The sequence below is a fragment of the Spongiactinospora gelatinilytica genome, assembly GCF_003236385.1.
Classification (GTDB): domain Bacteria; phylum Actinomycetota; class Actinomycetes; order Streptosporangiales; family Streptosporangiaceae; genus Spongiactinospora; species Spongiactinospora gelatinilytica.
In genome coordinates this window covers 1-9,982 of sequence record NZ_POUA01000294.1, presented here as the reverse complement: position 1 = coordinate 9,982, position 9,982 = coordinate 1, and the positions used below count along the sequence as shown (strand labels likewise).

Here is a 9,982-nt window from a genome sequence, read left to right as displayed (position 1 = left end):
CAGGGAGTCGGCGGGCCGGGTGGCTCCGCGGGCTCAGGTTCCGCCTCGGCCAGCAGGGCGGCGAGGTTGCCCGCGAACCGGTCGATGAGCTTGGCCCCGACGTCGTTCACCACCCCGCGCCCGAACTGCGCCGGACGCCCCGTGACGTTGACGGTGGACTCCACCGCGACCGTCGTGGCGCCGTCGCCGGGGGTCAGCCGGGCGACCACCGTGGCGCTCGCCGTACCGGAGCCCTGGGCCTCCTTGCCGGACGCGCGGACGGTGACCGTGCGTGAGTCCTTGTCGACCTCCGCGAGCACCGCCGTGCCCTTGTAGGTCACCGTGATGGGCCCGACCTTCACCCGCATCCGCCCGGCCAGTTCGTCGCCCTCCACCGCCTCCAGGGACGCGCCCGGCAGGCACGTGGCCGCCCGCCGTACGTCGAGAAGCGTCTCCCAGGCCCGCTCGACCGGCACCGGAACCGTGAACTCGTGCTCGAACCGCATCGCCATCGATTCGCTCCTCGCTCTCTCCCTTCCGACACTACGGCCGGGCGCGTGCCGCGGCCAGCACCGCCCGCCGGGTCAGGACCCTGGCCAGGTGCCTGCGGTAGTCGGGCCGGGCGTGCAGGTCGGCCGGGGGAGAGGTGCCCGCGTCGGCCCCGGCGCAGGCACCCGCCACGGCATCGGCGTCGGCCGGTACGCCGCGCAGCGCCGCCTCCACCGCCGTGGCCCGCAGCGGCGTCGCGCCCATGTTGGTCAGGGCGACCCGCGCCGCCGCCACGCCGCCGTCCGCCCGGCGTACCGCGGCGGCCACGCCCACGATCGCCCACGCCTGGGCGGTCCGGTGGAACTTCTCGTAGTGGAAGCCCCACCCGGGCCCGAGCTTGGGCACCTTGACGCCCACCAGGATCTCGTCGGGCGCGAGCGCGGTCTCCAGGTAGTCCTGGAAGAACCCGGCGGCCGGTACGGTCCGCTCGCCGCGCGCCGAGGCGATCACGAACTCGCAGTCCAGGGCGAGGGCCACGGCCGGCAGGTCGCCCGCCGGGTCGGCGTGCGCGAGGGACCCGCCGAAGGTGCCGCGGTGGCGTACGGCGGGGTCGGCGACCGTACGCGCGGCCAGCGCCACCAGCGGGACCTCGGCGTTGACCACCGCCGAGCGGACGACCTCGTCGAGCGTGGCCGTCGCGCCGATGAACACGTGGTCGTCCTCGTCGCGGATCGCCCGCGGCTCGGGCAGCCTGCCGATGTCCACGAGCACGGTCGGGTAGGACAGCCGCAGCCGCAGCAGCGGGATCAGCGACTGCCCGCCGGAAAGGACTTTGGCGTCCTCGCCGGCCTCGGCCAGCGCCCGGCACGCCTGCCCGAGCGACGCAGGGCGCACGTAGTCGAAAGCGGGCGGGATCACGAGGCGCCTCCGTTCAGCGCACGCCAGACGCGTTCCGGCGAGCACGGCATCCGCACGTCGTTGACGCCGTACGGGCGCAGCGCGTCCACGATCGCGTTGACCACGGCGGGCGTGCTGGCGATGGTCCCGGCCTCGCCGACGCCCTTGACGCCGAGCGGGTTGCTCACCGCCGGGGTCTCGGTCCGGTCGGTGATGAAATCGGGCAGGTCGGCCGCCGACGGCACCAGGTAGTCGGCCAGCGTCGTGGTCAGCAGGTTGCCGTCCGCGTCGTGGACGGCCTCCTCGAACAGCGCCTGGCCGATGCCCTGGGCCAGCCCGCCGTGGACCTGGCCTTCGACGATCAGCGGGTTGACCACCTTGCCCACGTCGTCCACGGCCACGTACGACCGGATGCGGCTCATCCCGGTCTCGGTGTCCACCTCCACCGCGCACAGGTGGGTGCCGTGCGGGAAGGAGAAGTTCTCCGGGTCGAAGGTGGCCTGGGCGTCGAGCCGCGGTTCGACGCCGTCCGGCAGGTCGTGGGCGGTGAACACGGCCAGCGCGTTCTCCTGGATGGTCCGGCCGGCGCCGGTGCCCCGTACGCGTACCGAGCCGCCGGTGTACTCCACGTCCTCGGCCGACGCCTCCAGCAGGTGGGCGGCGATGTGCCGGGCCTTGTCCTTGACCTTCTCGCAGGCCCGCAGCACGGCCATGCCGCCGATGGTCAGCGACCGCGACCCATAGGTGTCCATGCCCTTGGGCGCGACGGCGGTGTCGCCGTGGAGTACCGACACGTCCTCGAACGGCACGCCCAGCGAGTCGGCCACGATCTGGCTCCACGCCGTCTCGTGCCCCTGCCCGTGCGCTGAGGACCCCGTGACGACCTCCACCTTGCCCGTGGGCAGCATGCGGACCTCGGCGTGCTCCCATCCACCGGCGCCGTACCTGAGGCTGCCCAGGATGCGGCTGGGGGCCAGCCCGCACATCTCGGTGTAGGTCGAGACGCCGATGCCGAGCTGCACCGGGTCGCGGCTCTGGCGGCGGCGGGCCTGTTCGGCGCGCAGGTCCGCGTAGCCGAACAGGGCGGTCGCCCGGTCGGTGGCGGCCTCGTAGTGGCCGGAGTCGTAGGTCAGCCCGGCGATCGTGGTGTAGGGGAACTCCTCGTGGGCGATCCAGTTGCGCCTGCGCACATCGATCGGGTCGATGCCCAGCTCGGCGGCCAGCTCGTCCATCACCCGCTCGATGGCGTACGTGGCCTCCGGCCTGCCCGCGCCCCGGTAGGCGTCGGTGGGCATCTTGGTGGTGAACACGCCCGTGCAGCGGAAGTCGTAGGCGTCCATCTTGTAGATGCCGTTGTACATGAACGCCCCGAGCAGCGGGACGCCCGGCGTGACCAGCATCAGGTACGCGCCCATGTCGGCGAGCAGATCGACGGAAAGGCCGCGGACGCGGCCGTCGCGATCGGCGGCCAGCTTCACGCGCTGGATCTGGTCGCGGCCGTGGTGGACGGTGAGGTTGCCCTCGGAGCGGGATTCGGTCCATTTGACCGGCCGGCCGAGCCGGCGGGTCATCAGCAGGAGCAGGACCTCCTCGGCGGTCACCTGGAGCTTGGAGCCGAAGCCGCCGCCGACGTCGGGGGCGATCACCCGCAGCCGGTGCTCGGGGATGCCGGTGGTCAGCGCCAGCATCACCCGCAGGACGTGCGGAATCTGGGTGGCGGAGTAGAGGGTGCAGGTGTCGCCGTCGGTGGTGGCCACGACCGCGCGGGGCTCCATGGCGCTCGGGATGAGCCGCTGCTGCACGTAGGTCCGGTGGATGACCACCGGGGCGTCGCGGAACGCCGCGTCGATGTCGCCTCCGGCGAAAGTCCAGGTGAACGCCTTGTTCCCGGCCTCGTGGACCTTGTCGGCCCCGTCGGCGAGCGCTTCGTTCATGTCGAGCACGGCGGGCAGCGGCTCGTAGTCGACCTCGATCGCGGCGAGGGCGTCGGCGGCCTTGTACCGGTCGGTGGCCACCACGCACGCCACCGCCTCCCCGACGTACCGGACCTCGTTCACCGCCATCGGCGGGTGGTCGGGCACCACCAGGTCGTCGCTGACCGGCCAGGCGCACGGCAGGCTGCCCTGCTCGGCGGCGAAGTCGGCGCCGCTGTAGACGGCGACCACGCCGGGCAGGCCGCGGGCCGGCGCGGTGTCCACCTGCTGGATGCGGGCGTGCGCCAGCGGGCTGCGCAGGAACGCCACGTGCAGCGTGCCGGGGAGCTGGATGTTGTCGGTCCACTGGGTGCGCCCGGTGATCAGCCGCGCGTCCTCCTTGCGCCGCCTGGCCCTGCCGACCTCCTCGCGCGTGCCGTCCGGCGGGGCCTTCTCGGCCGCGGCGGTCATGCCGGCACCTCCCGCGCGGCGGCCTGCTCGCCGTTGACGGGCCCGTCGATGGACGCCGCTCGCCGTACCGCCCTGACGATGTTCTGGTAGCCCGTGCACCTGCACAGATTTCCCTCAAGGCCCTCCCGGATCGCCTCGTCGGAGGGATCGGGGTCGGTGCGCAGCAGGTCGATGGCCGCCATGATCATGCCAGGTGTGCAGTAGCCGCACTGGAGCGCGTGTTCCTCGTGGAACGCGGTCTGCACCGGATGCCGGCGGCCCCCGGCGGCCAGGCCCTCCACGGTGGCGATGTCGCAGCCGTCGGCCTGTACGGCGAGCACCGCGCAGCTCTTGGCGCTCTTGCCGTCGAGCAGTACCGTGCAGGCCCCGCAGTTGGAGGTGTCGCACCCGATGGGGGTGCCGGTCTTACCGAGGCGGTCTCTCAGGAGATGGACGAGGAGGAGCCGTGGCTCGACCTCTTCCTCGAAGCGGATTCCGTCCACATTGACGGTGATTCGGGCCATACGTCCTCCCAGCGCGCCGATGACGAGCCGACATCTGCGAACGTACGCCCCTGCTCCCGCCGGTCAAGCTCCCCTCGCCGTCCCTATGGCAAAATCCCGGCCCCGGCCGCGGGGCCTACCTGCGGCGGATCACCCGGGCGATCACGCTGACGAACCCGGCCAGGCCCAGCCCGGCCACCAGCAGCGGGACGGCCACGAACGGGTCGGTCAGCCTCCCGGAGACGAACCCGATGCCGAGCATCAGGAAGAGCAGGCCGCTCAGCAGCGCCATCCAGTCGGTGCGGTGGGTGCGGCGCGGGCGCGGCTCCTGGTCGCCCAGGGCGTCGGGACGGGTCTCAGGCCCCACGGCGCACCTCCACGTCGCCGAGACCCGCGTTGATCTCCAGGTACACCGTCGCGGGCACGCCCTCCGGCTTGATCTCCGGCTCCAGCGTCTTCTCGAACCGCACGTTGGACCCGCCCTTCAGGGAGTGATCGATCTTGATATCGCCCAGCCTGGCTCTCGCCTTCACCTCGACGCGCACGTCGGTCGGCAGGATCACCTGGAGCTCGCCGACCGACACCTCCAGCGTGAAGAAGGTGCGCGAACCCGCCGGGAACGCGAGCTCGCGCAGGTCGAGCCTGCCCTCGCCGACATCGACCTGATAGACCCGCCCGGCGGCGGTCAGATCCGTGGGCCGCCACTGGCGCGCGCCGAACGAGCTGGGCATGTCCGGGCCGGACCCGGCGATGGCCACGGCCAGCGCCATGACCGTGCCGGCCGCGACCAGCGCGGCCCCCCGGCCGAACCAGGTGGCCACCAGCAGCCCCACGCCGACCGTGATCAGCATCGCGCCGCCGACCACGTGCATGCCGACGTACTCCCCGGGGCCCGAGTGGCCCGCCATGATGATCCCCCCAACGAGTACGGACACGAAGACGGTGATGGTGCCGAGGAAGGTCCGCGGGCGGCGCGGCTTGCGCGCCTTCCGGGGGCGTTCCGGCGGCCGTGGCGGCCCCTGCGGGGCCTGGCCGGGGACCAGCGGGTAGGCCGTGCCGCCTGGGCCGCCCGGGTACTCGCCCCGCCGCCGCGGGTCCAGTGGCTGGTAGAACGGCTGGTACGGCTGCTGGGCGTAGGGCCCGTGCGGCGCGAAGGGCGCGCCCGCCGACGGGTGCGGGGGCATGGACCTGCCCGGTACGTCCTGCGGCTCGGGCGCGCGCGGCGGCTGGGGCGGCGGCCCGTACGGCGGCGCGGGTGCCTGCCGCGGCGGGGCCGTGGGCGAAGCGGCCGACCACAGGTAGGAGGTCTGCGGGCGAGAGGGCTCGGTGTAGGGGACCGGCGGGCCGTACACCGGAGGGCGGGCGTACGCCGACGCGTGCCGTACGCCCCGGCGGCCGGCCACCCGCTCCGGCACCGAACGCAGCAGCGCCAGGATGTCGATCCCCCCGGCGTGCGCGGCCAGCAGCGCGAGCGCGAACAGGGTGCCCACCACGAGCGTGCCGGGGCCGATCCCGTCGGCGGCCAGGTTGACCATCAGGCCCACCGCGAACACGCCGGTGAGCAGCGCCATCACCGTCTCGGCGTCGAAGATGCGGTTGGTCCACTGCTCGACGTATCCGGGCCCGCCGTCCGGCGCCCGCATCAGCAGGAAGGCCGCGATGTAAAGCATGATCCCGATGCCGGAGGCGATCACCAGCGCGGTCACCGCCACCCTGAACAGCACCGGGTCGATGCCCGAGCGGCGGCCCAGGCCCGCGCACACCCCCGTGAGGATGCGGCCCTCCTGGCTGCGTGCTACACCGTTCCAGAACCCGTCGTCATCCGAGGAATCCGAGGAATCCGAGGAATCCGAGGAATCCGGCTTGCCCTGCCCGGATCGCGTGTCGTGCTGCTCGCGCTGTTCGTGCTGCTGGGACCGCCCGGCGGCCGGGGTGTCCTGGTCCGGGGCATGCCGCTGCTCACGGGCCTCGTCCGAAGCAGGCTCGCGCGCGTCATTCCCGGTATCGCTCATGCCTCCATCGTGGTGGTTCGGTGTGGCGCGTCACTATCCGGGACACCCCTGACTCATCCCCGAGGCTCATGTGCCGCGCGAGACGCCCAGGTGGCCGCGATACCCGGCACGCAGCACAATGGAGGTCAGGGGCGGCCTCAGGGCGATGCCTGATGCGAGATACCGCGCGACGTGTGACGATGCTGACATATGGCTGACCGAAAAACTCTTCGCGACGCGCCGCCCGTGGCGCCGCCGCCTCCCCCGCCGGAGGCCCCCGAGCACCGGATGACGCGTCCGGTGGACGGGCAGCTCGTCGCGGGCGTGGCCAAGGGCATCGCACAGCAGCTCAACCTGGATCCCGTGGTCATCCGGCTGGCCTTCGTGCTGCTCACGGTGGTCAACGGCATCGGCATCGTGGCCTACGCCGCGCTGTGGCTGTTCACGCCGCGCCGGCCGTACGAGGGCGTGCCGCCCCAGCGCGACTGGAGCCAGATCGCCGCCTTCACCGCGATCGGCATGGCGCTGATGGTTTTCGGCTGGCTCACCGGCGCGTCCGGGGGCGGGATCGCCACCTGGCCGATCGCCGTGGTCGGCATCGGCGCGCTGATCCTGTGGCAGCAGGCCGACCCCGACCGCCGCAGGCGCTGGATGAGCGGCGCGGTCAAGGGCGTGCGCCACAACCACATCAGAAGCCTCATCGGCATGGCCCTGGTGGTGATCGGGGCCAGCGGGTTCCTGTACGTCCAGGGCGAGTTCGCCGAGATGCGGCCCGGCCTGCTGTTCACCGCCGTGGTGGTCGGCGGGCTCGCGGTGATCGCCGCGCCCTGGCTGGCCGGCCTGTGGAAGGAGCTCCAGCTCGAACGCCGCGAGCGGATCAGGCAGGAGGAGCGCGCCGAGTTCGCCGCGCACGTCCACGACTCCGTGCTGCACACCCTGACCCTGATCCAGCGCAACGCGCACGACTCCCGCGAGGTCCAGCGCCTGGCCCGCTCCCAGGAGCGCGAGCTGCGCAACTGGCTCTACCAGCCCGAACAGGACGCCGACGCCACGCTGGCCGCCGCCGTGCGCCGGGTCGCGGCCGAGGAGGAGGACGCGCACGGCGTGCCGATCGAGATCGTCTGCGTCGGCGACCGCGAGCTCGACTCCCGCTTCTCGGCCATGGTCCACGCCGCCCGGCAGGCTATGGTCAACGCGGCGAAATACTCTGAATCAGCGGTGGTGTCCGTGTACGCCGAGGTGGAGCCGGAAGAGGTGACGATCTTCGTGCGCGACCGGGGCAAGGGCTTCGACCTGAACACGGTGCCCGACGACCGGATGGGCATCCGGCAGTCGATCATCGGCCGGATGGAGCGCAACGGCGGGTCCGCGCGCATACGCACCGCGCCCGGGGAAGGCACAGAAGTCATGCTGACCATGAAGGTGGAGAACTCGTGAGTACCAGGGTCCTGATCGTGGACGACCACCGGCTGTTCCGGTCGGGGGTACGGGCGGAGCTGGGCGACGGCATCGAGGTCGTCGGAGAGGCCGAGGACGTCGACACCGCGGTGGCCAGGATCGCCGAGCTGGAGCCCGACGTCGTGCTGCTGGACGTCCACATGCCGGGCGGCGGCGGCCAGGAGGTGCTGCGCCGGGTCCTCGGCTCCGGCTCCTCCGTGCGCTTCCTGGCCCTGTCGGTCTCCGACGCGGCCGAAGACGTCATCGGGGTCATCAGGGGCGGCGCGCGCGGCTACGTCACCAAGACCATCAGCGGCCGGGAGCTGACCGACGCCATCAAGCGCGTGGCCGAGGGCGACGCGGTCTTCTCGCCCCGGCTGGCGGGTTTCGTACTGGACGCGTTCGCCTCCAGCGAGGCCCCCTCGATCGACCCCGAGCTCGACTCGCTGACCCAGCGCGAGCGCGAGGTGCTGCGGCTGATCGCGCGCGGCTACGCCTACAAGGAGATCGCCAAGGAGCTGTTCATCTCGGTCAAGACGGTCGAGACGCACGTGTCGTCGGTGCTGCGCAAGCTCCAGCTCTCCAACCGGCACGAACTCTCCCGCTGGGCCACCGCACGCCGTCTGGTCTGACGGGCCTCGATGGGTCACGATGGGGCCGTGCTGAGCAGACTCCTCCCGGCACTGGCGGCGCTGGCGCTGGCCGTACTGACGGCGGGATGCGGCGGCGGGCCGGCTCGCGACCCTGCGGCCGAAGGGTCGCCCGAGCGCTCGGCGAGCGCCACCCCGGCCGCGAGTGAGGCGGGCGGGGAGACCTTCGAGAGCGATGTCGAGCTGGCCAGAAGCCTCGGCGAGGACTTCTGGCGGCGGCGGTTCGAGGCCGATGGCCTGCGCTACGAGCCGCTGCGCGACTTCATCGCCTACCAGCCGCTGAAGGGCCCGGCGTGCGCGGGGGAGCCCGCGCTGCCCAACAACGCCTTCTACTGCCCCGAGGGCCATTTCGTGGCCTTCGACGAGCGGTGGATGCGGGAGATGAACGACCGCCTCGGCGACGCCTCGATCTACCTGATCATCCTGCACGAGATCGGACACGCCGTTCAGGCCCAGACGATGAGCGACTTCCGCCTCAACGTCGAGCGCGAGTTGCAGGCCGACTGCTACGCGGGCGGCGCGCTCGGCACGCTGGTCTCGGCGGGCGCGCTCAACGCGGAGGAGGGCGACGAAGAGGAACTGCTGATCAACCTGGCCTCCGCGGGCGATCCGTCCGACGCCTGGTGGCGGCCCGACGCGCACGGCACCGCGGGGCAGCGCCAGCAGGCGTTCGCCGGCGGCTACAACCAGGGCGTCGATTCCTGCTGACCGGAGCCCCCGGCGTACATCCGGACGCCGACACCCGGCTCCGCCTTTCGGGGGATGCGACCCGGCGGCGCGCCGGCCTAGGGTCGAGGCGTGGCGCTGGCGACGTCGGGGAGGCGTTATGCGGGAGGCTTCCGGGGAGATCGGCTGGGCGCGGCGCGGGGCATGCCGGTCGAGCGACCCTGAGCTGTTCTTCCCGCCCGCGCCGTCCCCGGACCAGGAGACGCGGGCCAAGGCGGTGTGCGGCCGCTGCCCGGTGATGGCCGAGTGCCGCGCCTACGCGCTGCGCGCGGGTGAGCGTGAGGGCATCTGGGGCGGGATGACGCCGCAGGAGCGGCGCCGGTCGCGCTTCCCGGCGAACTGGCGGCGGCCCGCGGCCAGTTGAGCCGTTAGGGGTGTTTGTGCCGTAGCGTGCCACGTGTGACATTGCCAAAGCAGGTCGCCGTGCTGGTGGCCGCCAACGTGCTGAACAACCGGATCGCGCCCCGCCTGGGGCCGCTCACCTCGGCCGCGGCCACCGCCCTGCTCGTCGCGATGGCCAGGAGGTCCGGCGCGAGCTGGGAGGATCTGGGGTTCCACCGCGGCAGGCGGGGAGCCGTCGTGGGCGGCGCGCTGGCGGCCGGTGTCGTCGCGGCGTACACGGCGGGGGTGGCACTGCCCGCGACGCGCAGGTTCTTCCGCGATGACCGGGCGCTCGGCCTGACCAGGGCGCGGGCGTTGGAGGAGGCTCTGCTCCAGGTGCCGGTGGGCACGGTGCTGCTGGAGGAGGTCGGGTTCCGCGGTGTCGTGTACGGCACGATCGCCCGCGGCCACGGGGCCGCCACCGCCACCGCCGTCTCCTCCGCCCTGTTCGGCCTGTGGCACATCCTGCCCGCGATCGACATGGCCGAGGCCAACCCGGCGCTGGGCCGCCTGGCCTCCGGCGAGGGCATCGAGGAGACGATCGAGGATGGCTCTTATACACATCT

At 72.6% G+C, this 9,982-nt stretch carries 11 protein-coding genes; 5 read left to right on the top strand and 6 right to left on the bottom strand.

Annotation, left to right across the window (positions count from 1 at the left end):
• From C1I98_RS28730 to C1I98_RS28705, 6 genes are all read right to left on the bottom strand, one after another.
• A partial coding sequence (locus C1I98_RS28730) for an SRPBCC family protein (protein WP_111170533.1) occupies positions 1 to 491 on the bottom strand: 491 nt, incomplete at its 3' end.
• A gap of 31 nt (positions 492 to 522) precedes the next feature.
• A complete protein-coding gene (locus C1I98_RS28725; RefSeq protein WP_111170530.1) occupies positions 523 to 1,386 on the bottom strand; it encodes an FAD binding domain-containing protein in 864 nt (287 codons plus the stop codon).
• Positions 1,383 to 3,749, bottom strand: coding sequence for a xanthine dehydrogenase family protein molybdopterin-binding subunit (locus tag C1I98_RS28720; protein ID WP_111170529.1), 2,367 nt, complete (start codon positions 3,747 to 3,749; stop codon positions 1,383 to 1,385). Before C1I98_RS28720 ends, C1I98_RS28725 begins: the two co-directional genes overlap by 4 nt.
• On the bottom strand, positions 3,746 to 4,252 hold the full coding sequence (locus tag C1I98_RS28715) for a (2Fe-2S)-binding protein (protein ID WP_111170528.1): 507 nt from the start codon (positions 4,250 to 4,252) through the stop codon (positions 3,746 to 3,748). Before C1I98_RS28715 ends, C1I98_RS28720 begins: the two co-directional genes overlap by 4 nt.
• 115 nt (positions 4,253 to 4,367) lie before the next feature.
• Complete coding sequence (locus tag C1I98_RS28710; RefSeq protein WP_111170527.1) at positions 4,368 to 4,598, bottom strand: hypothetical protein; 231 nt, start codon at positions 4,596 to 4,598, stop codon at positions 4,368 to 4,370.
• Positions 4,588 to 6,243 (bottom strand): PspC domain-containing protein, encoded by a 1,656-nt coding sequence (locus C1I98_RS28705; protein WP_111170526.1) that lies wholly within the window; start codon positions 6,241 to 6,243, stop codon positions 4,588 to 4,590. Before C1I98_RS28705 ends, C1I98_RS28710 begins: the two co-directional genes overlap by 11 nt.
• Positions 6,244 to 6,432: 189 nt before the next feature.
• On the opposite strand from C1I98_RS28705, the gene C1I98_RS28700 reads away from it, so the two are divergent.
• From C1I98_RS28700 to C1I98_RS28680, 5 genes are all read left to right on the top strand, one after another.
• Positions 6,433 to 7,659: an ATP-binding protein gene (locus C1I98_RS28700; RefSeq protein ID WP_111170525.1), complete on the top strand. Its 1,227-nt coding sequence runs from the start codon at positions 6,433 to 6,435 to the stop codon at positions 7,657 to 7,659.
• A complete protein-coding gene (locus C1I98_RS28695; protein ID WP_199537286.1) occupies positions 7,656 to 8,291 on the top strand; it encodes a response regulator in 636 nt (211 codons plus the stop codon). The genes C1I98_RS28700 and C1I98_RS28695 overlap by 4 nt, the downstream gene beginning before the upstream one ends.
• A 27-nt stretch (positions 8,292 to 8,318) precedes the next feature.
• The gene (locus C1I98_RS28690) at positions 8,319 to 9,017 is read left to right on the top strand and encodes a neutral zinc metallopeptidase (RefSeq protein WP_233508274.1); all 699 of its coding nucleotides are present in this window, start codon (positions 8,319 to 8,321) and stop codon (positions 9,015 to 9,017) included.
• A 118-nt stretch (positions 9,018 to 9,135) separates the two neighbouring features.
• Positions 9,136 to 9,399 (top strand): WhiB family transcriptional regulator, encoded by a 264-nt coding sequence (locus C1I98_RS28685; RefSeq protein WP_111170523.1) that lies wholly within the window; start codon positions 9,136 to 9,138, stop codon positions 9,397 to 9,399.
• A gap of 35 nt (positions 9,400 to 9,434) precedes the next feature.
• Positions 9,435 to 9,982: CPBP family glutamic-type intramembrane protease (locus C1I98_RS28680; protein ID WP_233508273.1), on the top strand; the 548-nt coding region annotated here is incomplete at its 3' end.